The organism is Pseudonocardia sp. ZF1, from assembly GCF_056835605.1.
Genome location: NZ_JAJNBY010000001.1, coordinates 824643 through 848983, shown reverse-complemented (window position 1 = coordinate 848983; position 24341 = coordinate 824643). Strand labels below are relative to the sequence as shown.

29 protein-coding genes are annotated in these 24341 nt (G+C 74.9%); 16 read left to right on the top strand and 13 right to left on the bottom strand.

The window, feature by feature from the left end; translation table 11 throughout:
• Window positions 1–174: 174 nt before the first annotated feature.
• From ZF1_RS04290 to ZF1_RS04265, 6 genes are read left to right on the top strand one after another with little or no spacing between them, the layout of a single operon-like run.
• The gene (locus tag ZF1_RS04290) at window positions 175–684 is read left to right on the top strand and encodes a hypothetical protein (protein ID WP_482636541.1); all 510 of its coding nucleotides are present in this window, start codon (window positions 175–177) and stop codon (window positions 682–684) included.
• Window positions 684–1691, top strand: coding sequence for a tyrosine-type recombinase/integrase (locus ZF1_RS04285; RefSeq protein ID WP_482636540.1), 1008 nt, complete (start codon window positions 684–686; stop codon window positions 1689–1691). The genes ZF1_RS04290 and ZF1_RS04285 overlap by 1 nt, the downstream gene beginning before the upstream one ends.
• Window positions 1691–2317: a hypothetical protein gene (locus ZF1_RS04280; RefSeq protein WP_482636539.1), complete on the top strand. Its 627-nt coding sequence runs from the start codon at window positions 1691–1693 to the stop codon at window positions 2315–2317. The genes ZF1_RS04285 and ZF1_RS04280 overlap by 1 nt, the downstream gene beginning before the upstream one ends.
• Window positions 2314–2556, top strand: a complete 243-nt coding sequence (locus tag ZF1_RS04275; protein WP_482636538.1) for a hypothetical protein — start codon at window positions 2314–2316, stop codon at window positions 2554–2556. Before ZF1_RS04280 ends, ZF1_RS04275 begins: the two co-directional genes overlap by 4 nt.
• On the top strand, window positions 2553–2687 hold the full coding sequence (locus ZF1_RS04270; protein WP_482636537.1) for a hypothetical protein: 135 nt from the start codon (window positions 2553–2555) through the stop codon (window positions 2685–2687). Before ZF1_RS04275 ends, ZF1_RS04270 begins: the two co-directional genes overlap by 4 nt.
• Window positions 2684–2914 carry a hypothetical protein gene (locus ZF1_RS04265; protein ID WP_482636536.1) on the top strand — a complete coding sequence of 77 codons (231 nt, stop codon included), beginning with the start codon at window positions 2684–2686 and terminating at the stop codon, window positions 2912–2914. The genes ZF1_RS04270 and ZF1_RS04265 overlap by 4 nt, the downstream gene beginning before the upstream one ends.
• Before the next feature lie 664 nt (window positions 2915–3578).
• Here the strand turns inward: ZF1_RS04265 and ZF1_RS04260 are convergent.
• The 11 genes from ZF1_RS04260 to ZF1_RS04210 all read right to left on the bottom strand — a co-directional run bounded on the left by ZF1_RS04260 (window position 3579) and on the right by ZF1_RS04210 (window position 10119).
• A complete protein-coding gene (locus ZF1_RS04260) occupies window positions 3579–3800 on the bottom strand; it encodes a hypothetical protein (protein WP_482636535.1) in 222 nt (73 codons plus the stop codon).
• A complete protein-coding gene (locus ZF1_RS04255) occupies window positions 3797–4114 on the bottom strand; it encodes a hypothetical protein (RefSeq protein ID WP_482636534.1) in 318 nt (105 codons plus the stop codon). Before ZF1_RS04255 ends, ZF1_RS04260 begins: the two co-directional genes overlap by 4 nt.
• Entirely contained in the window at window positions 4114–4482 is a 369-nt protein-coding gene (locus ZF1_RS04250) for a hypothetical protein (protein WP_482636533.1), read from the bottom strand. Before ZF1_RS04250 ends, ZF1_RS04255 begins: the two co-directional genes overlap by 1 nt.
• Window positions 4483–4681: 199 nt before the next feature.
• Window positions 4682–5008 (bottom strand): hypothetical protein, encoded by a 327-nt coding sequence (locus ZF1_RS04245; protein WP_482636532.1) that lies wholly within the window; start codon window positions 5006–5008, stop codon window positions 4682–4684.
• Window positions 5009–5420: 412 nt separating this feature from the next.
• Window positions 5421–5651 (bottom strand): E3 binding domain-containing protein, encoded by a 231-nt coding sequence (locus ZF1_RS04240; RefSeq protein WP_482636531.1) that lies wholly within the window; start codon window positions 5649–5651, stop codon window positions 5421–5423.
• Window positions 5652–5682: 31 nt separating this feature from the next.
• Window positions 5683–6297, bottom strand: a complete 615-nt coding sequence (locus ZF1_RS04235) for a phage protease (RefSeq protein WP_482636530.1) — start codon at window positions 6295–6297, stop codon at window positions 5683–5685.
• Window positions 6294–7253: a hypothetical protein gene (locus ZF1_RS04230; RefSeq protein ID WP_482636529.1), complete on the bottom strand. Its 960-nt coding sequence runs from the start codon at window positions 7251–7253 to the stop codon at window positions 6294–6296. Before ZF1_RS04230 ends, ZF1_RS04235 begins: the two co-directional genes overlap by 4 nt.
• Window positions 7250–7474, bottom strand: a complete 225-nt coding sequence (locus ZF1_RS04225) for a hypothetical protein (protein WP_482636528.1) — start codon at window positions 7472–7474, stop codon at window positions 7250–7252. The genes ZF1_RS04230 and ZF1_RS04225 overlap by 4 nt, the downstream gene beginning before the upstream one ends.
• A gap of 250 nt (window positions 7475–7724) precedes the next feature.
• On the bottom strand, window positions 7725–9515 hold the full coding sequence (locus tag ZF1_RS04220; RefSeq protein WP_482636527.1) for a hypothetical protein: 1791 nt from the start codon (window positions 9513–9515) through the stop codon (window positions 7725–7727).
• Complete coding sequence (locus tag ZF1_RS04215) at window positions 9512–9790, bottom strand: hypothetical protein (protein WP_482636526.1); 279 nt, start codon at window positions 9788–9790, stop codon at window positions 9512–9514. The genes ZF1_RS04220 and ZF1_RS04215 overlap by 4 nt, the downstream gene beginning before the upstream one ends.
• Before the next feature lie 155 nt (window positions 9791–9945).
• Window positions 9946–10119: a helix-turn-helix domain-containing protein gene (locus ZF1_RS04210; RefSeq protein ID WP_482636525.1), complete on the bottom strand. Its 174-nt coding sequence runs from the start codon at window positions 10117–10119 to the stop codon at window positions 9946–9948.
• Between the two features lie 146 nt (window positions 10120–10265).
• Here ZF1_RS04210 and ZF1_RS04205 point away from each other — a divergent pair, with 146 nt between their 5' ends.
• Window positions 10266–10964, top strand: a complete 699-nt coding sequence (locus tag ZF1_RS04205; protein WP_482636524.1) for a helix-turn-helix domain-containing protein — start codon at window positions 10266–10268, stop codon at window positions 10962–10964.
• Complete coding sequence (locus ZF1_RS04200; RefSeq protein WP_482636523.1) at window positions 10964–12163, top strand: tyrosine-type recombinase/integrase; 1200 nt, start codon at window positions 10964–10966, stop codon at window positions 12161–12163. Before ZF1_RS04205 ends, ZF1_RS04200 begins: the two co-directional genes overlap by 1 nt.
• 129 nt (window positions 12164–12292) lie before the next feature.
• Here the strand turns inward: ZF1_RS04200 and ZF1_RS04195 are convergent, their stop codons facing one another.
• Window positions 12293–12778: a MarR family transcriptional regulator gene (locus tag ZF1_RS04195; RefSeq protein ID WP_405419394.1), complete on the bottom strand. Its 486-nt coding sequence runs from the start codon at window positions 12776–12778 to the stop codon at window positions 12293–12295.
• A 72-nt stretch (window positions 12779–12850) separates the two neighbouring features.
• On the opposite strand from ZF1_RS04195, the gene ZF1_RS04190 reads away from it, so the two are divergent.
• The 5 genes from ZF1_RS04190 (at window position 12851) to pth (ending at window position 17136) form a co-directional block, all read left to right on the top strand.
• Window positions 12851–13948 carry a substrate-binding domain-containing protein gene (locus ZF1_RS04190; protein WP_482636522.1) on the top strand — a complete coding sequence of 366 codons (1098 nt, stop codon included), beginning with the start codon at window positions 12851–12853 and terminating at the stop codon, window positions 13946–13948.
• A gap of 97 nt (window positions 13949–14045) precedes the next feature.
• On the top strand, window positions 14046–14330 hold the full coding sequence (locus ZF1_RS04185) for an FmdB family zinc ribbon protein (RefSeq protein WP_062400225.1): 285 nt from the start codon (window positions 14046–14048) through the stop codon (window positions 14328–14330).
• Between the two features lie 77 nt (window positions 14331–14407).
• Window positions 14408–15661, top strand: a complete 1254-nt coding sequence (gene fmdA / locus ZF1_RS04180) for a formamidase (protein WP_476653831.1) — start codon at window positions 14408–14410, stop codon at window positions 15659–15661.
• Between the two features lie 186 nt (window positions 15662–15847).
• Entirely contained in the window at window positions 15848–16546 is a 699-nt protein-coding gene (locus ZF1_RS04175) for a 50S ribosomal protein L25/general stress protein Ctc (RefSeq protein WP_357545894.1), read from the top strand.
• Window positions 16543–17136: an aminoacyl-tRNA hydrolase gene (gene pth / locus ZF1_RS04170; RefSeq protein WP_062400221.1), complete on the top strand. Its 594-nt coding sequence runs from the start codon at window positions 16543–16545 to the stop codon at window positions 17134–17136. Before ZF1_RS04175 ends, pth begins: the two co-directional genes overlap by 4 nt.
• A 61-nt stretch (window positions 17137–17197) precedes the next feature.
• Here pth and ZF1_RS04165 read toward each other — a convergent pair whose 3' ends face one another.
• The gene (locus ZF1_RS04165) at window positions 17198–18880 is read right to left on the bottom strand and encodes a fatty acyl-AMP ligase (protein WP_482636521.1); all 1683 of its coding nucleotides are present in this window, start codon (window positions 18878–18880) and stop codon (window positions 17198–17200) included.
• A gap of 90 nt (window positions 18881–18970) precedes the next feature.
• Between ZF1_RS04165 and ZF1_RS04160 the strand changes: the two genes are divergently transcribed.
• The 3 genes from ZF1_RS04160 to ZF1_RS04150 are packed head-to-tail and all read left to right on the top strand — an operon-like array spanning window position 18971 to window position 24328.
• Window positions 18971–20338: a M20/M25/M40 family metallo-hydrolase gene (locus tag ZF1_RS04160; RefSeq protein ID WP_482636520.1), complete on the top strand. Its 1368-nt coding sequence runs from the start codon at window positions 18971–18973 to the stop codon at window positions 20336–20338.
• A gap of 29 nt (window positions 20339–20367) precedes the next feature.
• Window positions 20368–21192, top strand: coding sequence for an LLM class F420-dependent oxidoreductase (locus ZF1_RS04155; RefSeq protein ID WP_482636519.1), 825 nt, complete (start codon window positions 20368–20370; stop codon window positions 21190–21192).
• A 49-nt stretch (window positions 21193–21241) separates the two neighbouring features.
• Complete coding sequence (locus ZF1_RS04150) at window positions 21242–24328, top strand: AfsR/SARP family transcriptional regulator (protein WP_482636518.1); 3087 nt, start codon at window positions 21242–21244, stop codon at window positions 24326–24328.
• Window positions 24329–24341: the final 13 nt, after the last annotated feature.

Below are 24341 nucleotides of genomic sequence, written 5' to 3'. Positions count from 1 at the left end.
CTCCCCCGGCCCGTCCACCTCTGCCACTGCCCCACCACTGCCCAAGAGAGTCCACACCGGACACGGGGTCCACCCCTCCTGCTGATCACCCGCCCTCGCAAACGAAGGCGGGCCCGGACACGACGCTACGAACGTCGGCCGGGCCCTTGATCAGCCCCCGTGGAGGACTGACCCGTGAGCACTATCCCCGACGCCGGCGCGTACGCCGGCCTCAACCCGCCGCCCTGCCCCGAGTGGTGCGGCGCGCCGTCCGACCACGACCTGCCCGTGCTCGCCGCGGCCGGGCAGACGTTCCGCCGGGAGCACGTGCGTGTCGTGCTCGACGACCCGGACCTGGCCTACATCGCGGTCCTGCGCAACGACACCGTGATCTACCCGGACGGGCCCGTGCTGCCCGACGAGGTCCTGGTCCACGTCGAGGACGTCCCGGCCGTGATGAACGGGGCCCGGGTCCACGACGTCGTCTACTCCCTGGCCTTCGCCGAGCTCATGGCCCAGGCGATCCACCGGGCCCCGGACGCCGCGGCGCCGATGGCGCTCGCGGGGTGGCCGGCCACCGCCGAGACCGACATCGTGCTCGCCGACGCGCGCGCCCTGATCGTCGAGCACGTGCACGGCCCAGGTGTCGACGCCGTCGTGGCCCGGATCGATGCCGAGCGGGCCCGTCTGGCGGGTGGTCGGTGATGAGCCACCCTCGCCGCGCCGAGCCGATGCTGGCGCCGACCTATCTCGACGACGTCACCTCCGGCCCGCACCTGGTCGATGCCCGGGTGCGGCTGTCCAACGCCGAGGTGATCGAGCGGTTCCTGGGGTTCCACCGTGACCGGTGGCGCCCGAACACCTTGCGCCTGCGCCGGGTGCAGCTCACCGCCTACGCCCGCCGCATGGAGCCGGTCCCGATCGCCGAGGCCAGCGAGCTGGAGGTGCTGCGCTACTACGACGGTCTGGCGCATCTGTCGCCGGAGGGTCGCAACTCGCAGGCGTCGATGCTGCGCAGCTTCTACCGGTGGTGCCAGTCGATGTCGCGCCCGCAGGTGCGTACCGACGACCCGACCGTGCTGCTGTCGCGCCCGAAGGTCCCGCGGACCCTGCCGCGCCCGGTGCTGCAGCGCGACTACCAGCTCGCGCTGGCGTGCGCGACGAACCGGCCCGAGCTGTACGCGTGGCTGGCGCTGATGGGCTGCGGGGGCCTGCGCTGCTGCGAGGTGGCGTGGCTGCGCACCCTCGACGTCGAGGAGCGCCGTGACGGCACAGGGCTGCTGCACGTGACCGGGAAGGGCGGGCACCAGCGGATCGTCCCGGTCGGGTCGGACCTGATGATCGTGCTCGGCGGGTTCCTGCGGGGCCCGCGGGGGCCGCTGTTCCCGCGCCCACTCGACGGCGGGCATCACTCCCCGGACCGGGTGTCGCAGCTGATCAACCGGTTCCTGGCCGAGATCGGGGTGCGGGCGACCGCGCACCAGCTGCGTCACCGGTTCGGCACCAGCTATCACGAGATCGACGCCGACGTGTTCCGGCAGGCCGACGTGATGGGGCATGCCTCGGTGGACATGACCCGCAAGTACACGGCGGTGTCGGGGACCGAGGTGTCGCGCCACATCGAGCGCCTGACCCGGGCGCAGCTCGGCGAGTCGATCGGCCGCGTCGGGGCAGGGCCGGACAGCCCGGCCCGCCGTGGTGGTGGTCGGTGATGGCCCGGTGGGAGCGGCCCCTGCGCCTCGGCGAGGCCGCGGCTGGTCTTCGCGCGCTCGCCGACGCGCTGGACGCCGGCCAGGGGCCGCGGCCCGGGCAGGGACTGCGGCGGGTCGAGGGCATCCCGGTCGTCCCGCCGGCGGTGCACGACGCGCTGTGCGGGTGGCGGGTCGCTACCCCGCAGGACACCGTGCCGCAGGTCCTCGGCTGCGCCGGGTGCGGGCTCGGCGTGCTGGCCGACGAGACTGGGAGCGAGGACACCCAGACTGGGCGGACCGGTACTGGACCGGGTGAGCGGCGCGACGGACCGGCGGGTGGATCGGGCGGCTTCCGGGAGACCGGGTCCGGACCGGACCGGTCCGGGTGTCTGCCGGACTGCCGGACCGCGCCCGGTCCGGACCACCTGTGCATCGCCCGGGCGGGCGTGGTCGCCCACCGCGACGTGTGCGGGCGGGACCGGCGGGTGGCCGTCGAGGTGGACCGGTACGGACCGGACCGCAACGTGCTGGTCGTGGACCTGGACGAGGCGGGCGGCTGGCGGGATGACCCGGTCGTCCTCCCGCTGGAGCGGGTGGGCGAGCTGGTCGAAGCCCTGGCCGCCGCGGTCGTCAGGGGCGCCCGGTGAGCGCCCGGCGGACCGGCGCGGACCGGGTGGCCGGGTGGGTGGACCGGGAGCAGACCGGGCGGCCGGTCCGGCGGGTGATCAAGGGGCGGGAGTGCCTGCCCGGGTGCCTCGTCGACGACGCCCCGGTCGAGCACGTCTGCCGGACCGCGGTCGGGTCGGTGCCCGAGCAGCCGGACCGGTCCGGGGAGCCGCGCCGCTTCCGGGTCGAGGTGTCCCGCCGCTACCGGCTCGCCCGGTGACCGGCGCTCTGGCCGCCGCGGTCCTCACGGCCGCGGCGGCCGGCGCCCTGGGCGGGTGGGCCGTCACGGAGTGGTCGTGGCGGCGCCGGGTCCGCCGCGAGGCCCGCCGACGGTTCCGGCGCGACCGGTGAGGCGCGACCGGCCGCGGGAGCCACGACGGGTGTGGCGGCAGCGGGTCCGCAACCTGCTCGACCAGGAGGTGATGATCGTGATGCAGGTGCAGGCCGCGACCGGGGACCTCACGTTCGCGGTCGCCGGCGGCCCGCCGGTGAAGGTGAGCCCCGAGGAGGCCCACACCCTGCGGGAGCTGCTGGCCGCCGCCGCGGCCCAGGCCATCACCGACCGCGGTACCTGGTGACCTGACCGACGACCGCAGCCCGCACCGCCCGGGGTGCGACCTGGGGAACGCCCCGACCGCGTGACCACCTGCGTCACGGTCAGGTCGGGGCGTTCCTGCTGTCGGGGCACCTGACCGAGCACCTGACCCGCCGGTCAGGACGGGGTCAGGTAGGTCAGGCCACCCGTCACCGGCTCCCGGGGAGGTCGACCAGGGGAAACGGCATCGAGCACCCGACTGGACGCGTCACCTACCCGAGCGGGTTCCGGCAGGTCAGCCGGTAGGTGGGCGGGTAGGTGGGTGGTAGCTCGTCGGCTACCCGCCCCGATAGGTCTATCGACGGCGCTAGCGACCGGATCCGCTGTCCGACCTGGTCTCTATCGGCTATCGAGTCCTACGACTCCCCGGGGCTCAGACGGTCCGTGTGGGAGTCCCGCGCGCCGCCGCGGGTCGATGGATAGGTCGCTCCCGGCCGGGTGCACAGGCCCGCACAGCGCCTCCCGTAGCGGCCGTCAGCGCACGTCCGGCGGGGCGGCGGGGTGGTGGGACCCGCCGCGGGAGAACTCCCGTCCTCCCGTCGGACTCCCACCGGCTCCGGACGGGGGTCCCTGGGCATGGGACCGCCCGCCGCCGGAGGTTCCCGGGGCGGGCGGTCGTAGCTCGAGGTGCCGGTGACGGCGGCGGGTCAGCCGTCGTGGAGGGGGCAGGGGCAGCGGGTCGGGTCCCACGCCACGGGTCCGCCGCGGCGGTGCACGACGGCCAGGCGCAGCGCGGCGATCGGGCCGACGCCGGCCGCGGCGGCGAGGGCCAGGGCGCGCTTGTGCGTGCCGGGGGCGGGGTCGTCGAGGGCCGACCAGAACGCGGCCGGGAGTCCGGCCGGGCCGGGCCCGGCGGTGCGGCGCCTCACCGGGCACCGGCCCGGTGGGTGGGGCAGGGGCAGTCCATCTCGGTCGGGTTGTGGTGCGCGCGCAGCGCGGTGATCATCGCGGCCATGTCGACCCCGGCGGCACCGGCGAGGTCGAGCATGGCGCGGGTGTGGGCACCGCGGCGCTCACGCCGGTCGGGGTCGTGCCAGTCGCGGGGCCGCATCGGCGGGGGCGGGTCATCGACCAGCCGCCAGAACTCGACGGGCAACTCCCCGGGCACGACCGGGACCGAGGCGGCGCCGGTGCGGGCCGCGCGCGGCGGCGGGGCGGCGGGGGTGTCGGTGCGACGGCGCATCAGGACACCGCCCGGGGGCCGTAGGCGCCGCGGACCGCGCGCCGCTGGGGCCGGCGGTCGGCGCCGGACTCCTCCTCCTCGGGCAGGCGCAGCGCGGCGCGCAGCCGGGCGAGGGCCTGGCGCTGCTGGCGGGCCTCGATCACGGCGGGGTGGACCTTCGGGCCGGACTCCCCGCCGCTGATGGTGACGCCCTCCTCGCGGACGGTCTGGTCGAGCACGGTCAGGACGTCGACGGTGCGGACCATCTCGACCAGCAGGGCCAGCTCGTGCTCCTCCAGCTCGTAGCGGTCCAGGATCGATGTCCACAGGCGCTTCCCGGCGGCGCGGGTGCCCGCCGGTGGGCGCGGGATGCGGGGTGGGGCGGGCATGGTCGGGGTCCCTTCTGCGGGCGCTGGGGCCCGTTGATTTCAGGTCGCGGGGAGATAATTTGCGGGCCAGTGCGGGGTCGCCCGCAAAGTTCCTGGATTTTCCCAGGTCAGAGGCATGATCGACGTTCAGGCGCTGCGTTTGCCCTGGTCAGGGCGTCGCGGCCGGTCGGGGCGGTGATGATCGTCTGTCGGCACGTGATCACCACTGCTTGAGCCGTGGTCGCGGTGGTGTGGGGCGTCGTGCCCGGCCGCGGAGCTGGTTGCCCAGGGTCGCGCCGGCCGAGCGGTTGCAGCGCCTGTGACAGAGCGCGTCGGGCAGGTCACCGCCGAGGACTCGGGCCTGTGCGTGGTGGTCGGCGTCGAGGCCGCGCATGTCGTTGCGCCCGACGTCAAGCTGCCACCGGTACATCGGACCACCGCACCGGCAACACGCGTCACCGTCGACCAGCTCCGCCTTGAGCCGACGGGCCACGGCCTTGTGTCGGTGGTCGTAGCCGCGCTCGCTGGTCGTGCCACGCCTGGGCATCCGGCCCTCCCTCGTGCTGGTGTCGTGCGTCGTGCTGGTGGTGGGGTGTCCGGCCCGGACCCCGGTGGAGATCCGGGGTCCGGGCCGGACTGGTGCGGCGCTGGACCATCCGCACGCGGTGGTGCTGGCCGATCACCTCTCGGCCGGGTGCGGTGCGTCCATACCTCCGGCGGTCACGCCCTGCTGCACCCAGTGGGCAGCGGGCCCGGCGGGCTTCACGCCGCGGTCCTGGCCGGGCTCGGCGGGGGGTGGGGTGCTGGGGTCACCCGACGCCCGGGCAGACGCCCGGGGCGCCATTCAGACGGGTGTGCGCCCATCGCTCCGGCTGTCGTGGGCCCGTCATGCAGCGGGCCCACCCGGCGACGTTGACGCCCCTACCGCCCCTCCGAGGGCCAGGACAGTCCAGAGCCGGTCAGGCCGGGATGTCGGGGGTTCCGACCCCGGGGAACCAGGAGTCGTCGGTCTCGGCGCGCTCAGGCGCGGCCGGTGCCGGGGTGGTGGCGTGGCCTGCAGCGGCGGCGCGGACGTCGCCGGTGGTGATGCGTCCGCCGGTGCCGGTGCCGGTCACCGTGTCCAGGTCGACGCCGAGCTCGGCCGCGACGCGCGAGACCAGCGGCGTGACGAACGGGGTGTGAGTGCTCATGGGTGGGAGTCCTCTCCGGGGGTGGGTGGGGTCAGTGCTGCGGTCGGGGTGGCGGGGTCTGGTCGAACCAGCCGTCCCCGGTCTCGGTGGTGTCGTGGGCCTGGCCGTGGCCGACCTCGGCGAGCGGGACGGCGCGCTCGTTCGGCAGGGCTGACAGCGCCGCGGCGGTGGTGTCGAAGTCCGCGGCCAGCGCCCGCAGGTAGCCCTCGCGCTGGGCGGGAGCGACGGCGCCACGACCGATCGCGGCGTCGATGACCGAGGCGCGGGCGCGCTGGTCGCGCTGGGCGGCGATCTCGGCGGGTAGGCCGGCCTCGGTGCGCAGCCGCTCGAACTCGGTCCGGGGCACCGCGACCACCCCGTCGGGCAGGGCCGCGGTCAGCGCGGCGGCGTGCTCGGCGTCGGCGTCGTCCATCGTCGCGGTGAACGCAGCGAACACCTCGTCGGGCGTCGCGCCGTCGGGCAGGCCGAGAGCGTCCCGGATCCCCGACGGCTGCACCTCACCCGTGGGCGGCGCCTCCCCCGGCTCGGGTGCGGGGGCCGGTGGTCGAGGGCCGGGAGCCGGGTCGGTCTCGGTGGGGCGGTGACGGTCGGCGATGTCCGCGGCGAACCCGGCCAGCCCTCGTCGCTGCGGGCGCGGCCCGGTCACCGGGAGCCACCCGTGGTCGCGACCGCCGCGCCGGTGTCGGCGTCGTCTTTGGTGGTGTCGGCGGGGCCGGTGCCGATCGCGTGGCGGGCGGCGCGGCGGCGGTCCTCCTGCTCAATCGAGCGGGCCTCGCTGGCGTCGACGATCTCGCGCTGCACCACCGTCGCGGTCCCGGAGCGCCGGTGCCCGAGCCGCCCCACCCGCACGTCGGGGTCCACCTCGGCCGGGGCGCGGTCGGCGAGCTGCAGCAGGCGCGGCGGCCCGTCGGCGGCGGCGGCGAGCCACACCGCGCGGCCGCGGCGGGCCCGCTCGTCGGTGCCCAGCGGGACGCCGGCGACCAGGGCCAGGCGGTGCCACAGGTCCTCGGTCCGGTCGAGGACCTCCACGGCCGGGCCGATCGCGCGCCAGTGCGTGACGAGGGTGTCGTCGTCGACGACGTCCTCGGCGCTCATCCCGGGGTGCACACCGGCCGTCGTGGCCTCGCTCATGACGCGGGCGGCGGGATCGAACTGCGGGCGCAGCGCGGCCACCAGGGCGTCGAAGTCATCGAACAGGGCGGCTGCGGCGCGGTCGAGGAGCTGCCCGGCGACCGCGGCGGCGATCCGGCCGGTCTGCACCGACGACGCCCGCGCCTCGGCGGTGATCCAGTCGGCGACCTCGGCGCCGTCGACCCCGGTCAGGTCCCGCTCGGCGAGCAGGTCCACCGCCGGGGTCGGCTGCGTCAGCGCGGAGGCGATCTCGTCGTCGAGGGCCAGCGCGCGCAGCGTCGCCGCGGGCGGGGTGACCCCGGCGACCAGGAGCCGGTCGACGACGTCGCGGACCAGGTGGGCGCCGTGCACCAGCACGGGCCCGGAGTCCGGGCCGCCGACGGGGCCGTTGGTGATCTCGGCGACCACCGCCGGGAGCGGGACCCGGGCGGGGGCCGGCGTCGGGGCGGTCGTGGGCAGGGTGGTGGTCATCTGGTGGGTCCTCCGGTGAGGGGCGGTACGGGGTCGGTGATGAACAGCGCCGCCGTCGGGCAGCGAGGGGCGTGGACGATCTCGATCGCGAGTCCGTGCGGGCCGGCGCGGACCGAGATCGCCCGCGGGACACAGGTCGGACACACCCACCCGGCCCGGCCGATCAGCGCGTCGGCCAACGCGTCCGCGGTGAACGGCTGGTCGGGGTCGGGGATGGTCACGTAGATCTCCTCCCTCCTCGGATCGGACGGTCCGGGCGGCGGGCCCGAGCCGCGGCCAACTCCTCCGCCGTCGGCGGCCGAGGACGCTCACCCGCCAACCACGGCCGGCACACCGGGCACGCCCGCGGCCGGTCCGCACCGGGCGGAGTCGTCCAGCCGGTGCACGACCGCGGGTGCGGCCGTGGGACCGGGCCGCGGACGTGCTCGGCGCGGTCGTCGTCCTCGCCGTCGACCGCGTGCTGGGGGGCCATCACCGGACACCGCCGACCGGGAGACCGGAGCCGCGCCACGTGTCGCGGGGCCGGGAGCTGTCCACTTCGGGGGTCGGACCGTCCCGACCGTCCCCACCGTTCCGGTTCGGGTGTCGGTGCAGGTCAGAGCGGCCTTTCGCTCGGGACGGTTGCAGGTCGGCATCGTCCCGAACCGTCCCGGCCGGGTCGTCAACCGTCCCGGCGTCGTCGAGTAGGTCGGCCTGCCCGGTTCGCGAACCGTCCCGGCGCTCTCCCTGGTCAGCGGTGGCGTCGGGACGGTCGGGACCGTTGGGACCGTCATTCGCACCTGCTGGACTCTTCAGCGTGACGATCCGATCCCGGTTGCCGCCGGGCTTCCGGTCGTGCGTGATCTCCCACCCCAGCTCACGCAGGGCCGGCGTGACGCGCTTGAGGGCGCCTGACGCACCGCGCGGAGTCCGCGGCCAGCCGCGCGGCGGCTTGTCGTCGAGCACCGCGTTCAGCTTCGACAACAACTCGGCGGCGGTGACCTCCGTGACGCTGCCGAGCGTGCGCAGCGCAGTAGCGAACGGGTCGGACTCGACGACCGACTCGGCGATGTCGCGGGCGGACTCGGTGTAGGTCGTCGCCGTGGTCCAGCCCTTGACCGCGTCGACAGCGACCAGGACCCGGGTGAAGTCGGCCATGCGGCCCAGCTCGGCCGGGTGCACGTCGGGCAGGACGTCCAGGACCTCGGCGAGCAGGTCGAGCAGACCGCCGAGCAGCCCAGGCGCCGCGGCGGCGAACTCCTCCGCGACGCCGGCGTCGGTACGGCGCTTGCCGGGATTGATGCGCTGCAGCTCGATCGGCAGCAGTCGCTCGCCGAGGTCCCCGCGGAGAGCGCCCGCGTCGATGCTGGTCAGCGCGATGACCCGGCGGAACTCCATGACGTGGATGTCGCCGTCGCTGTAGAGCGCGCGGGTCGTGAGCGCGTCCCCGGTCACCGCCCGGCACAGCGCGTCAGACAACCAGTCCGGGACGCTCGACAGGTTGTCGAGCGCCACCAGCCACGACCCCGACGCCGTCACCGCCCACACCCCGAGGTCTCGGGGCGCGGTGCGGGTCGGCGCCGGCGACGGGTCGATCAGCATCGAGAGCAGCCGCATCAGCGTGGTCTTGGCCGTCCCCTGCTCACCGAACACCGCGAGGATCGGGTGCGGGATCTCCGGGATCAGCGCGGACACCAGCCACGCGATCAGCAGGCGCACCGTCGAACGGTCGGCGTTGACCAGCTCGGCCAGCCCCTCGACGTCGAACCCGCGACGGGGTACGGGCAGCTCTCCGGTCAGGGCGGTCCGTCGGAACAGCACCGGGGAGCGCTGGCCCGCGTTCGGGTAGGTCCAGCCGCCGGGCCGCACGACGATGTGTCGCCCGTCCGGGTCGCCCCTGTCGATCACGATCGTGTCGCCGTGCCGGGCCAGACGCAGCGCGACCCGCTCACGCGGCTGGGCCGCTGCCTCCCCCTCGAGCACGGCGAGCGCGTCGGCCAGAGCCGCGCCGGACGGGACCGCCTTGCGGGTCTCGTAGTAGTCGCGGGCCAGGCGCTGGCGGACGCCGTCTCGGCCGCGCAACGGCAGCACCACGTTCGGACTCTTCGCCCCGGCTGCGACCGCGTACGGGGTGCCCTCCTCGCCCTGCAGGAACCGGTAGTGGCGCTTCGCCCGCCTGACCAGCTCTGTGCTCACCGTCGGCTGCGGCGTCGTCGCCTTCTTCTCGCCCCCGCCGGTATGCGTCGCACCCGGCTCGGCCGGAGTGCTGTTCGGGTCGGTCACGCGACCACCGCCCGGGCATCCGGCGGTCCGGCCGGGCCGTAGCGGGCCCAGGTCTGGGGATCACCGGTCGGCGGCCACCGGCGCCGCATCAGCTCCTCGTGGGGCAGGTTCTGCGACGTCCACCCCGGAGGCAGACTGGCGGCGATCTCGCGGCCGGCCTGGGCCAGCTCCTCGGACCGGTACCAGCGCAGCCACGCCAGATCCAGGCCGGCCGTGACCGCGGCGATGTACTCGCCCGACACGCGGCAGCCGGCGATCGCGACGGCCAACTGCACGGGCGTCAGCGCCGCACGCAGGCGTTCGACCAGTTGGTGCGGACGCAGGTCCCCGCTACCGTGGTCGTGCGGGTGCGGCTTGGCGGCGGCGTCTGCGTTCCGAGCGGGGCCGACCGGGTGCAAGCCGGCGGCCCCGCTGTCGTTCCGGGGCCGGTTCACGCCGCACCGCCGCTGACGGTCTGCTCGTCGAGCCACTTGCGCATGGCGGACCGCGAGTAGCGGATCGAGCGACCGACCCGGATGTACGGCGGCCCCTCACGGCGGGAGCGCATGTTGCGCAACGTCCCCGGGTTCAGGCCGAGCAGCTCCGCCGTCTCCTGCTCGCGCATCAGATCGCCAATCCGATCGTCCAGCGTGACGGGCTTCTGGGATCTCATATCGCGTTTCTCCTGTCGGATAGCGATCTGATCTAGCAGTGACGCAGCATGCCGCAGAGTGTTCCTAGGTTGCAAGTGGTGCTGTACGGTGCGATCTCATGTCCCAACTGCCGTCGCGCTGGCCAGGCAGCTTGATCGAGGTCATCGCCGCCGAGATCCGCCGCGTCCGGCAGGCGCGCAAGCTGTCGATTCAGCAGCTCAGCGACCGTCTGGCCGCAGTGGGCGTCGCGATCGCACGGCCCGTGCTGTCCAACCTGGAAACCGGACGCCGGCCGACCATCTCCGTAGGAGAGCTGTTCGCCATCGCTTCGGTGCTGGAGGTCCCGCCGTTGAGCCTGCTGTTCCCACCGGGCCGGACCGATCGGATCGAGGTCATGCCTGGAGTACTGGCCGAGCCAGGGGAGGCACTGACCTGGTTCGAGGGGCGGCTCTTCGACGATGACCCGCTGCACGCGTTGGGTGAGCAGAGCACGCAGACGTACCTCGAGGCGGGAGACGACGTAGAACGGCTCCGCAGGCATCAGCTGCTGGTTCAGCGCTGGGCGACGAACGTCCGGCAGGCAACCCTGCTAGGCAAGCTTCAGCAGGCCAGGGAGTCCGCAGAACGCGCGGGCCTGGACGACATCCCCGGGGCCGCCGAAAGCGTTGACATGATCAAACAGTTCCGCGCGACGCACGACGCGGGAGCTGAGTCCGATGTCGAGTTGCTGCGGTCTCACCGCAAGGAGATGACCGAACGCGGCCTGCCCCTGCCGGAGCTTCCTGCGGAGCTGCGGGTCCGGGTCGAGGGAATCTGATGGGGCACATCCGGGACCGCTGGCGCGACCCCGCCCGACGCGGCAAGGGCAAGCGCTGGCAGGTCAAGTACCAGGTGGACGGCCGGGAGCGTGACGGCGGCGCGTACGACACGAAGGTCATCGCGCAGCGCAAGCTCGTCGAGCTCGAGTCCGCGGTCAACCGCGGCGCATGGGTCGACCCGACCGACGACACCACCGTGACCGAGCTGGTCCGCGCCTACGTCGCCACCCGCCGGCACAAGCGCCGCACCGCCGAGCGAGTCGAGTCCGACATCGTGAACCACATCGAGGCGACCGCGATCGGGTCGCGGCGGGTCGCCGCGCTCAAGCCGTCCGAGGTGCAGGGGTGGGTGACCGACCGCTCGGCCGTCCTCGCACCCCGCACCGTGCGGAACCTGGCCGGCCTCCTGCGGTCAGCGCTGAACGCCGCGGTCCTGGACCGGGTCATCCCGGCGTCGCCGTTCGTCAAGGTCGCCCTGCCCCGGGTCGAGCGGGAACGCATCGTGCCGCTGACCGTCGACCAGGTCGCCGCGCTGCACGACGAGATCGGGCCGCGGTACCGGGCGATGGTGGCCGCACAGGCCGGCCTCGGGCTGCGCATCGGGGAACTGCTGGCACTGCGGGTGCAGGACGTTGACTTCCTCCGGCGCACCGTGCGGATCGAGCACCAGATCGAGCGGGACACCCGGGAGCGGGTCGAGCCGAAGACGCCGCGGTCCCGCCGGACCCTGCCGCTGCCGGACATGGTGGCCCGCGCGCTCGCCGAGCACCTGCGTGCGTTCGACCCGGCCGCCGACGGGCTGCTGTTCCACACCTCTTCCGGGCTGCCGATCGATCACGACTGGTACGCCAACAAGGTGTTCGCCCGGACCGTGACCCGGGTGCGGGAGCGGATCGAGCGCGAGACCGTCGAGGCGCGCCGCACCGGTGAGGATGCCCCGGCCGCGCTGCCGAGCCACGTCACCACGCACGACCTGCGGCACCACTACGCGTCGCTGCTGCTGGCGTCGGGCTCCGGCCCGGTCGCCGTCGCCGAGCTGCTCGGTCACGAGAACGCGACGCTGGTTCTGACGACCTACGGGCACCTGATGCCGGGGTCGGAGGAGGTCGCACGGAAGGCGATCGACGCGGCGTGGACGACGTCCCGGGGGGCTGCTGCGCAGGCTCCCGCTGCCCCAGCACTGCCCGGTGGATCATGAGCGCCATGTCTGCCCTGGTGAGGGCGCTGTTCCTGCTGAGGTACTGCTGTTCGACGGCAACGCCTGAGCACTCCGCACGTCCGCCGACGGCGTCCCACCCGCGGGTGGGGCGCCGTCGGTCGTTCCGCCTCAGCCCTCGGTCGTGGCGAGCCGCGCCAGGCCCGGCGCCCCGGCCCGCCCGGTGGCGTCCTGCAGCCGCCGCAGCACGTCGTCGAACAGGGCGGCGTCGGAACCCAGCAGGTCCCGGTAGCGGTCCAGCACCCCGGCCGCCGCGGCGTCCCACTCCGCGAGTGCCGCGCGGCCCCGCCCGGTGGCGACGACGAGCACCCGGCGCCGGTCGACGACGTCGGGCCTGCGGTGCACGAGGTTCGCCGCGGTCATCCGGTCCACGAGCTTCGTCGCCCGCGGCGCCAGCAGCAGCGCGTGCTCGGCGACCGCGCTCATCGTGCAGCCGCCGCGCGAGGCGAGCAGGCCGAGCACCCGCCACTGGTCGACGTCGGACCCGCAGCCGCGCAGGGCGTCGTCGAGCTCCTGGTCCAGCGTCCGGCCCACCGCGCAGAGCAGGCGCAGCGACTCGTCCCCGGACGGCCGCACGTGCTCCGCGGGCTCCGACATGAGCGCATCGTAACCGGACGTTTTCCGACGAGGCGCTAGGTGGGCGACGCCACGATGGATAGCGTCACCTGCATGACTCCGTTCCCGGACCCCGGGCGCGCGACGGCGGTGCCGGCGCGCGGGAGCGAGGTGCTGAACGTGGCGCTGGTCGTCCCGCTGCAGGGTCCGGCGGGCATCTTCGGCCCGTCCTGCGAGACCTGCGCGACGCTGGCCGCCGAGGAGGTCAACGCCGCGGGCGGGGTGCTCGGCCGGGAGCTGAACCTGGTGCCGGTCGACGGCGGCGCGCCACCCGCCGTCGTCGCCGCGGAGCTCGACGCGCTGGTCAGTGCCGGCGCCGTGGACGCGGTCACCGGCTGGCACATCTCGGCGGTCCGCGAGGCCGTCGCGCCCCGGATCCGCGGGCGGGTGCCCTACGCCTACACCGCCCTGTACGAGGGCGGCGAGCAGCGACCGGGGCTGTTCCTGACCGGGGAGACCCCGGACCTGCAGCTGGGCCCGTCGCTGAGCTGGTTCGCCGAGGCCGCCGGGGTGCGCCGCTGGACGATCGTCGGCGACGACTACGTGTGGCCGCGCCGGTCCGCGCAGGTCGCGGCCGAGCACCTGCGCCGGATTGGCGGGACGGTCTGCGACGAGATGTACGTCCCGCTGGGCACCGAGGACTTCGCGCGCGTGCTGCGCCGGGTCGAGGCGAGCGGCTGCGACGCCGTCCTGATGCTGCTGATCGGCAACGACGCCGTCGAGTTCAACCGGGCGTTCTGCGCCCTCGGGCTGGACCGGGAGATCCTGCGGTTCAGCTCGCTGATCGAGGAGAACGTGCTGCTCGCCTCGGGGCCGGAGAACACCCGCGGCCTGCTCACCTCGGCCGGCTACTTCGAGGACCTGGCGACCGCGTCGGGGCTGGACTTCGCGGCCGCGCACGCCCACCGCTTCGGCCCGGACGCGCCGGTGCTCAACAGCCTCGGCGAGTCCTGCTACGAGGGCGTCCGGCTGCTGACCGAGCTCATGCGCCGGGCCGGGTCGCCGGAGGTCCCGGCGATGACCGCGGTGGCCGAGGGGCTGGCCTACGAGAGCCCGCGCGGGACCGTCGAGGTGCACGGGCGGCACCTGCGCCAGCAGGTGTTCCTCGCCGTCGCCGACGGGGTGGCCTGGGACGTCGTCCAGCAACTCTGACGGGTGCGTTGACACCCCGGCCCGTCGGTCGTACTTTCCCAGGAAAATATTTCCTCGGATGCATGTCGGGTCGCCCGGCGTGCCGGGAGGTACGACCGTGGCGCTCTACGTCTACCGGTGCGGGGCCGACGGCCCCGTCGAGGAACGGCACCCGATCGGCAGCGCCCCCGCGACGGCGCGCTGCCCCACCTGCGGGGAGCAGTCCCCGCGCGTCATCACCGCACCGATGCTCGGCCTCGCCGACCGCGGCCGGATGGCCCTGATCGACCGCACCACGGCCACCGCCCACGAACCGCAGGTCGTCTCCGCCCCACCGCCGCGCCCGCTGCGCCCCGGCGGGCCGCCGCTGCACCCCGCCACCCGCGGTCTGCCGCGGCCCTGACCGCGTCGCACCGCCCCGCGCCGACCGCTGCACCCCGTCCGCCCCGCCCGCGTCCGCACCGACCCCGGGAGTGTCCGATGCCCAGGAACGTCTTCCCCCTCGACAGCACCAAGACCTTCACCGACCAGCAGCTGACCGGCCACAACCGGTGGCACCCCGACATCCCGGCGCAGGTGCACGTCAAGCCCGGGGACACGTTCCGGGTCGACTGCCGCGAGTGGTTCGACGGCGCCATCCACAACGACGACTCCGCCGACGACATCCTGAACGCACCGCTCGCCGGGGTGCACGTGCTGTCCGGGCCGATCGCCGTCGAAGGGGCGCAGCCGGGTGACCTGCTGATCGTCGACATCCTCGACGTCGGGCCGATCCCGCAGGAGGACTCCGGGCCGCTAGCCGGGCAGGGCTGGGGCTACACCGGGGTGTTCGCCACCCGCAACGGCGGCGGCTTCCTCACCGAACAGTTCCCCGACGCCTACAAGGTCATCTGGGACTTCCGGGGCGGGACGGCCACCTCCCGGCACGTCCCGGGGGTGTCGTTCACCGGGATCGTCCACCCCGGGCTGATGGGGACGGCGCCGTCGCCCGAGCTGCTCGGCCGCTGGAACGCCCGCGAGCAGGCGCTGATCGACACCGACCCGGAGCGGGTGCCGCCGCTGGCCCTGCCGCCGAACCCGGACTCGGCGATCCTCGGCTCGCTGACCGGCGCCGACTTCGACCGGGCCGCCGCGGAGGCCGCGCGCACCGCACCGCCCCGGGAGAACGGCGGCAACCAGGACATCAAGAACCTCACCAAGGGCAGCCGGGTCTTCTATCCGGTGTTCGTCGACGGCGCGAACCTGTCGATGGGCGACCTGCACTTCTCCCAGGGCGACGGCGAGATCACCTTCTGCGGCGCGATCGAGATGGGCGGCTTCATCGACCTGCACGTCGACGTCATCAAGGGCGGCATGGCGACCTACGGCGTCTCCGAGAACGCGATCTTCGTACCGGGCAACACCGACCCGCAGTACAGCGAGTGGATCGCGTTCTCCGGCACCTCGGTCACCCTCGACGGCGAGCAGCGCTACCTCGACTCGCACCTGTCGTACCAGCGGGCCTGCCTGCACGCGATCGACTACCTGACGAACTTCGGCTACTCCCCGATCCAGGCCTACATGATCCTCGGGGCCGCGCCGATCGAGGGCAGGCTGTCCGGTGTGGTCGACATCCCGAACTCGTGCTCGACGGTCTACCTGCCGACCGGGATCTTCGACTTCGACGTCAAGCCGGGCAAGAACGGCCCGCACCGCATCGACCCGGGCCAGGGAGTCCCGCACTCGGCGGCCTGACCAGCGGGGTCCGTGGCCGTCCCGGGGGGCTGGCCCCGGGACGGCCACCGGCCTGGCGTACTCTTCTCGGCATCTCCGCGGCGAGGGCGGGTGCACTCTTGACCCGCCGTGATCGACGTGGGCCGATCCCGGTCGGCTCCTCGCCGCGCGCGCCTTCCACCGCAGACAGTTCGAGGAGCAGTTCCCGTGGCCCAGACCCGCATTCCCGCCGAGACCCGGACCGAGTTCGGCAAGGGCGCCGCCCGCCGCACCCGTCGCGCCGGCAAGATCCCCGCCGTCCTCTACGGCCACGGGACCGACCCCGTCCACCTGTCGCTGCCGTCGCTGCAGTTCGCCGCGGTCGTCCGCGAGCAGGGCCGCAACGCCGTGCTGGAGCTCGACGTCGACGGCAGCAGCCCGCAGCTCGCGCTGACCAAGACCGTGGTCGTGCACCCGCTGCGCCCCTACATCGAGCACGTCGACCTGCTCGTCATCAAGCGTGGCGAGAAGGTCGAGGTCGAGCTCGACGTCGTCGTCACCGGCGAGGCCGTCCCCGGCTCGCTGGTCACCCAGGACCTCAACACCGTCCTGGTCGAGGCCGACGTGCTGAACATCCCGGAGAACATCGAGATCTCCGTGGAGGACGCCGAGATCGGCACCCAGTACTTCGCCAAGGACCTGAAGCTCCCCGGTGGCGTCGAGCTGCGCACCGACGAGGAGTACCTCGTCGTGCAGGTCGTCCCGGCCCCGACCGAGGAGGACCTCGAGGCCGAGATCGACACCGAGGGCGCCGGTGTGGTCGAGGAGCCGTCCGACGAGGAGCAGGCCACCGACGCCGAGGCCGAGGGCGACTCCGCCGAGGGTTCCGCGGACTCCGAGGGCGACTCCGAGTCCTCCGACAAGTGAGCCCCGTGCCGGGGCCGGCCCTCGTCGTCGGACTCGGGAACCCGGGGCCGGACTACGAGGGCACCCGGCACAACGTCGGTACCCGCGTCGCCGCACTGCTGGCGACGCGGGCCGGCGCCGGCCGGTTCTCCGCGCACAAGCGGTCGAACTCCGACATCGCGCAGGGCCGGCTCGCCGGTCGCCCGGTGACCGTGGCCGTCCCCCGGACGTACATGAACCTCTCGGGCGGCCCGGTCGCCGGGCTCGTGCAGTACTTCTCGATCCCGCCGACCGAGGTGATCGTCGTCCACGACGAGCTGGACCTCGACTTCGGCGTGATCCGTCTCAAGCGCGGTGGTGGCGAGGGCGGGCACAACGGCCTGCGCTCGATCAGCAAGGCGCTCGGGACGAAGGACTACCTGCGCGTGCGGTTCGGCATCGGCCGGCCGCCGGGTCGTCAGGATCCGGCGGACTACGTGCTCAAGCGGTTCTCCGGCGTGGAGAACAAGGAGCTGGACCTCGGTCTGGACCTCGCCGCGGACGCCGCCGAGGCCCTGTTGTCCGAGGGCCTGGAGCCGGCGCAGAACCGGTTCCACCCGCTGTCGGGCTGAGCCCCGTCCTCCACGGGAGCCCCGGTCCCTCCGCAGGGACCGGGGCTCCCGTGCGTCCGGGTCAGCGACGGGCGGTGAGCAGGTCCGCCGTCGCGGCGCGGCGCAGCTTCCCCGACGGCGTCTTCGGCAGGCTCCCCGGGGCCAGCACCGCGACCTCGGCCGGCCGCACCCCCACCGCGGAGACGACGCGGCGGATCACGTCGTCGCGGAGGGCACGCACCGCCTCGGGGCCGTCGGCCCCCTTCGCCTCGACGGCGACGGCGAACGACTCCCGGCGCCGCCCGTCACCTGCCGGGATCCGGACCGCGACGACGTTGCCCGCGCGCACGCCCTCGGCCGCACCGGCGGCCCGCTCGATGTCGGTCGGGTAGATGTTGCGCCCACCCATGATGATCACGTCCTTGGTGCGGCCGCACACCACGACGGCGCCGTCGGGGGTCAGGTAGCCCTCGTCACCGGTGTCGAACCAGCCGTCGCGGTCCTGGGTGGACACCGGGCCGTCGACGGTGAGGTAGCCGGGCGTCACGGCGTCGCCGCGCAGGTGCAGCACCCCGACCTCCCGGGGGCCCAGCACGCGGCTGCCGCTGCCGACGACCTTCACCTCGATCCCGGGCAGCGGCGGTCCGAGCTCGGGGAACTCCCGCACCGGACCGGTGCCCGCGGGCTCGGCGCGCCGGTGCGTCTCCAGGGACTCGGCGTCGACCCGGTCCACCGTCAGCCCGGTGTGGACGGGCGCGAAGGACACCCCGAGTGCGGTTTCCGCCATCCCGTAGGCACACAGGACCGACTCCGGTCGCAGCCCGAAGCGGGCACCGGCCTCGGTGAACGCCGCGACGGCCGCCGGGTCCACCGGCTCGGCGCCGTTGAGCGCCAGCCGCAGCGAGGAGAGGTCGAGCGCGCCGTCGTCGACCCGGGCGAGCTGGCGGGCCAGCACGGCGTAGGCGAAGTTCGGGGCCGCGGTGACGGTGCCGCCGTAGGACGAGATCAGCTCGGCCCACAGCCGCGGGCGGCCCAGGAAGTCCGCGGGGGTGACGGTGACCAGGTCCAGCCCGACCGTCATCGGGACGGTCAGGAACCCGACCATCCCCATGTCGTGGAACAGCGGCAGCCACGACACCATCCGGTCGGTCGCGAGGTCCAGAGCGGACGCGGTCACCATCGCCCCGATGTTGGCGTGCAGGTTCGCGTGGGTGATCCGGACCGCCTTCGGGGCGGCGGTCGAACCGCTCGTGAGCTGCAGCAGCGCGGTGTCGCCCTCGTCGGCGACGGCGGCGTCCGCGACGAACGCGGCGGGGTCGCCGGTCAGCGAGTCGAGCATCCGGAACGGGACGCCCCGCTCGGTCAGCACCGGCGCGAGCGCGTCGAAGGGCGGGCCGAGCAGCACCATCGCGGCGTCGACCATGCCCAGGGTGGTCACGGTGTCGGCGGCCCACTCGGCGAGGTCGGTGCGCGGGGTCGGCTGGTGCAGCATCGTCACGCTGCCGCCGCACAGCCACACCGCCTGCGCGGCGGGGGCGATCGCCGCGGGCTCGCCGGCCAGCACCCCGACGGCGCCGCCGAAGGGCAGGGCCGGGCCGCCGTCCTCGCCGGGGCGTCGCAGGGCGTCCGCGATCCCGCGGGCCGTCTCGTGCACCTCCGCCCAGGAACGCCGAACGGGATCGTGCGGCTCCCCCGTCGTCATCCCACGGGCGAGCCCGCCGGGAACGGTCGCGGACTCCAGCAACGTCGCCAGGAATCGGGACATGGGCCCGAATGTAGCGACGAACCGCCCGTGCGGGGCGGCACGATCGACGACCGGCCGTACGCGACGCGCCGCGGCGTAGCATCCGGGCGCATGGCCGAGCCGCACACCGCCCCCGCTCCCGCCGACCTCTCCGCCGCCGTCGACGCCGTCCTCCCGGGCGCGCGCACGGACCTCGAGGCGCTGGTCCGCATCCCGAGCATCTGGGCCGACCCGGCACACGCCGAGGACACCCGCCGCTCCGCGGACGCCGTCGCGACGCTGGCCCGCGACGCGGGCGCCACCTCGATCGAGATCATCTCCGCCGACGGCGGGGCCCCGGCCGTCGTCGCGCACTGGCCCGCACCCGAGGGCATGCCGACGGTCATGCTCTACGCCCACCACGACGTCCAGCCCACCGGCGGCGACGACGAGTGGACCAGCCCGCCGTTCGAGCCGACCGAGCGCGACGGGCGGCTCTACGGCCGTGGCGCCGCCGACGACAAGGCCGGCGTCATGACCCATCTCGCCGTGCTCCGCGCCTACGAGGGACGGCCGCCGGTCGGGGTCGTGCTGTTCATCGAGGGCGAGGAGGAGTCCGGTTCCCCCACGCTGACCGCGCTCCTGGCCGAGCACCGCGACAAGCTCTCCGCCGACGTCATCGTGATCGCCGACGCCGCCAACCCTGCCGTCGACGTGCCGGCGCTGACCACCAGCCTGCGCGGCCTGGTCGACGTCGTCGTCGAGGTGTCGATGCTGGAGCGCCCGGTGCACTCCGGGGTCTACGGCGGCCCGGTCGGGGACGCGCTGACCGCGCTGTGCCGCACCCTGGCCACCCTGCACGACGACAAGGGCGAGGTCGCCGTCCCCGGCCTGGTGCGCGGCAGCTCCGACGCGCCCGACCCGGACGAGGCGACCTACCGCTCCGACGCGGGCCTGCTCGACGGCGTCGAGCTGCTCGGCACCGGCTCGATCCCGGACCGGGTCAACCACACCCCCGCCGTCGCGGTGCTGGGGATCGACGCGCCGAAGGTCGCCGAGGCCTCGAACGTGCTGCTCCCCCGCGCCCGCGCGATGGTCAGCATGCGGCTGGCCCCCGGCCAGGACGCCCGCGAGGCCCAGCGCGCTCTCGCGGAGCACCTGGAGGGCAACGTCACGTGGGGCGCGCACGTGTCGGTGACGCCCGGCCACGGCGTCGCCGAGCCGTTCAGCCTGTCGTCGGCCGGCGAGGTCTACGACCACGCCCGCGCCGCGTTCTCCGCCGCCTACGGCAACGACGCCGTCGAGACCGGCATCGGCGGGTCCATCCCGTTCATCGCCGAGTTCGCCCGGACGTTCCCGGGCGCGGCGGTGCTGGTCACCGGCGTCGGGGATCCGGCCAGCCGCTGGCACGGCATCGACGAGAGCCTGCACCTGGGCATGTTCGGGCGCGGGGTGCTCGCGGAGGCACTGCTGCTGGACCGGCTCGCCGGCCGGGCGTGACGGTCCGGCCCGACGGGTACCCGCCGGTCATGAAGTTCGGCATCGCAACGTTCGTGACCGACGAGGGCATCCGTCCCGGGCCGCTGGGCCGGGCGCTGGAGGAACGCGGTTTCGACTCGGTGTTCCTCGCCGAGCACTCGCACATCCCCACCAGCCGGGAGTCGCCCTACCCCGGCGGGGGCGACCTGCCGCGGGTCTACTACCGCACCCTCGACCCGTTCGTCGCGCTCACCGCGATGGCGGGGACGACCACCGACCTGCTGCTGGGCACCGGGATCGCGCTCCTGCCGCAGCGCGACGTCATCCACACCGCCAAGCAGACCGCGAGCCTCGACCTGGTGTCCGGCGGGCGGCTGCTGTTCGGCGTCGGCGCGGGGTGGAACCGCGAGGAGATGCGCAACCACGGCGTCGACCCGAGCACCCGCGGGCCGCTCATGACCGAGCAGCTGCACGCGCTGCGGGCACTGTGGACCGAGGACGAGGCGGAGTTCCACGGCAAGCACCTCGACGTCGAGCGGTCCTTCTCCTGGCCCAAGCCGGTCCGCACCCCGCCGATCTACCTGGGCGGGGAGAGCGAGGCTGCGCTGAACCGGCTCGCCGAGGTCGGCGACGGCTGGCTCCCGCGCTCGCACGCCTCCTACGACGAGATCCGCCGCGTCCGCGAGGACCTCGCCGAGCGGGGCAAGCCGGACGTGCCGACCACGGTGTTCGGCGGGGAGCCGGACCCCGACGTCGTCGCGGGCTACGCCGAGGTCGGCGTCGAGCGGGTCACGTTCCTGCTCCCGACCCTCCCGGAGTCCGAGACCCTCACGACACTCGACGAGCTGGCGCAGGTGGTCCAGCGGTCGAGCTGACCTCGGTCGGCCGGAAACCGGTGGCCGTTGCGGGGCAGAATGGCCGGTGATGTCGATCCGGCTGCTCGGCCCCGTCTCCCTCACCGACGCCGGCGGGCGCGAGCTGCTGCCCGCCGGCGCCCGGGTGCGGGGTCTGCTCGCCCGGCTCGCGCTCGACGCCGGGCATCCGGTCGACACCGCGACGCTGGTCGACGCGCTGTGGGGTGACGACCCGCCGTCGACGGCGAACGCGCTCCAGTCCCTCGCCACCCGGCTGCGCCGCGCGATCGGCGCCGACCGGGTGCGGTCGGCCACCGGCGGCTACCTGCTGGCCGTCGACCCGGACGAGGTCGACGCCCTGCGGTTCGCCGCACTGCGCCGGACCGCGGCGGCCGACCCGGACGACGACCGCGCCCGCGCCCTGCTCACCGAGGCCCTCGACCTGTGGCACGGTCCGCCGCTGGGCGGGCTGAACGGGCTCGCGTTCGCCGCACCGGCCGCCACCCGGCTGACCGACTCCCGCGCGGGCGCCGCCGAGGAGCTGGCCGCCCGCGGGCTCGCCGCCGGCGCGCCCACGGCAGGTCTGGACGCGCTGACCGCGGTCCTCGCCGAGCAGCCGCTCCGGGAGACCACGGCCGTCGCGCTGGCCCGCGGGCTGCACGCGGCCGGACGGCGGGCCGACGCGCTGGCCGTGCTCGACCGGACCCGGGCCGCGCTGGCGGAGGAGCTCGGCGTCGACCCGGGCCCGGAGCTGCTGCGGACACGCACCGAGCTGCTGCGCGACGACCCGCCCACCGCCACCGCGGTCCCCGCACGGCGGCCGGGACCGCCGCGGGAGCGGACCCGGCCGGTGGCGCTCACCTCGTTCGTCGGCCGCGAGAAGGACCTGGACCGGGTGCGGGCGCTGCTCGGCTCGACGCGGCTGGTGACCGTGGTCGGGCCGGGCGGGGCCGGGAAGACCCGGCTGTCGCAGGAGGCCGTGCGCGACGTCGGTACGGCCGTCGCCGTGGTCGAGCTGGCCGCGCTGACCGGTGGCGACCAGGTGGTCCCGGCCGCGCTGCACGCCGTCGGCGGGCCGGAGCTGTCGGTCGCGGACCGCGGTGGTCCGGACGCCGGGACACGGCTGGTGTCGGCGCTGACCGGCCGCGAGCTGGTGCTGCTGCTGGACAACTGCGAGCACCTGGTCGACGACGTCGCGGACCTCGTGCACGACCTGCTCGCCCGGCTGCCCGGGCTGCGGGTACTGGCGACCAGCCGGGAACCCCTCGGGGTGCCGGGCGAGGTCCTGCACCCGCTGGGGTCGCTGGACCCGGCGCAGGCGACGCGGCTGTTCGCCGAACGCGCCGTCGCCGTCCGGCCGGACCTCGACCCGGCCGCCCACGCCCGGGCCGTCGCCGAGATCTGCCGTCGTCTCGACGGTCAGCCGCTGCCGATCGAGCTCGCGGCGGCCCGGGTGCGCAGCATGACCCCGGCCGAGATCGCCGACCGGCTCGCCGACCGGTTCCGGCTGCTGGTGACCGGTGCGCGGACCGCGTTGCCCCGCCACCAGACGCTGCGGGCCGTCGTCGACTGGAGCTGGGACCTGCTCTCCCCCGCCGAGCGTGCGTTCGCGACCCGGTTCGGGGTGTTCGCCGGTCCGGTCGACGCCCGCACCGTCGAGGCCGTCTGCGGCGACGACGCGTTCGACCTGCTCCCGGCGCTGGTGGAGAAGTCGCTGGTCGTCCCGGTCGACGGCGCCGAGGACGGCGCGACCCGCTACCGGATGCTGGAGACGATCCGCGAGTACGCCGCCGCACGGCTGGCCGACGCACCGGACCACGACGCCGTGACCGCGGCGCACGCCGACCACCTGCTCGCGGTGCTGGAGCCCGGGGAACCTCGGCTGCGCACCGGGGACCAGCTCGACCAGCTCGCCGTCGTCCGGCGGGTGGAGGGCGAGGCCGTCCGCGCGCTGGACCGCGCCGTCGACGCCGGCGACGGTCCCCTGGCACACCGGCTGTTCGCGGCACTGGGCTGGAGCTGGATGGTCCGCGGCGACCTCGGGTCGCTGAAGCGCTGGTCCGACCGGACGGCGACGGTCCCGGCCGAGGCACCGGCCGCCGCGGTCGCGTTCGCCCGCACGATCCGGGCGACGGTCCACATCGGGTTCGGCGACGAGCCGGGTGCGGCGCAGGCGGAGCTCGACGCCGTCGTCGCGCTGTGGCCGGAGCTGCCCGAGCCGCGGCACCCCGTGGTCGAGCTCGCCCGGCCCACGGGCCGGCTGTTCGGTGACGGGGACCGCTCCGCGCTCGTGGCCATCGCCGACGGCGACGGCGAGCCGTGGCTGCGGGCGACGGCGTCGCAGATCATCGCCGCGTACGCCGAGAACACCGGCGACCTCGACGTGCAGCGGGTCCGGCTGCGGGCCGCGCACGAGCTGTTCGCCCGGACCGGGGACCGCTTCGGGCTCGGGATGACGACGTTCGCGCTCGGTGAGCTGGAGGACTACGCCGGGGACACCGACGCCGCCCGCCGGGCCTGGACCGAGGCGGTCGCGCTGTCCGCCGAGCTGGGCAACGCCGACGACGTCCCCCAGTTCCACCTGCAGCTCGCCCGGCTCGCCGCCCGCGACGGCGACGAGACCGAGGCCCGCGAGCACCTCCGCCTGGCCGTCGACCACGACATCGTCGACGACCCCCGCGCGGACTTCGGCCTGCGCTGGGGCCGGGCCGACGTCGAGCTGCGGCTCGGGAGACCGCAGGAGGCCCTGGACCTGCTCCAGGAGTGCGACGCGCCGGCCCGGCCCGGCCCCGGACGGCTGCAGCGGGAGGCGTCGACGCACGCGCTCATCGCGGCCGCGCTGCTCGCCCTCGGACGTCCCGGCGACGCCCGCGAACGGCTGGAGCAGGCCGGGCGGTCCGCCGTCGCCAGCGAGGACGGACCGATCCTCGGCCTGGTCGCCGAGACCGCCGCGCGGTGGGCGCTGGACGCGAGGGACGCGGAGCGGGCCGGTGAGCTGCTCGGCGTCGCCCTGGCCCGCCGGGGGGCACTGCACCTGGGCCTGCCCGAGGTCGTCGCGACGCTGGAGGGGGTCCGCGCACGGCTGGGCCCGGCCGCGGCCGACGCTGCGGTTGACCGTGGCCGGGCCCTCCCCCGGGACGCGCCCCCCACACCGTGAGCGCCCGGCCGCC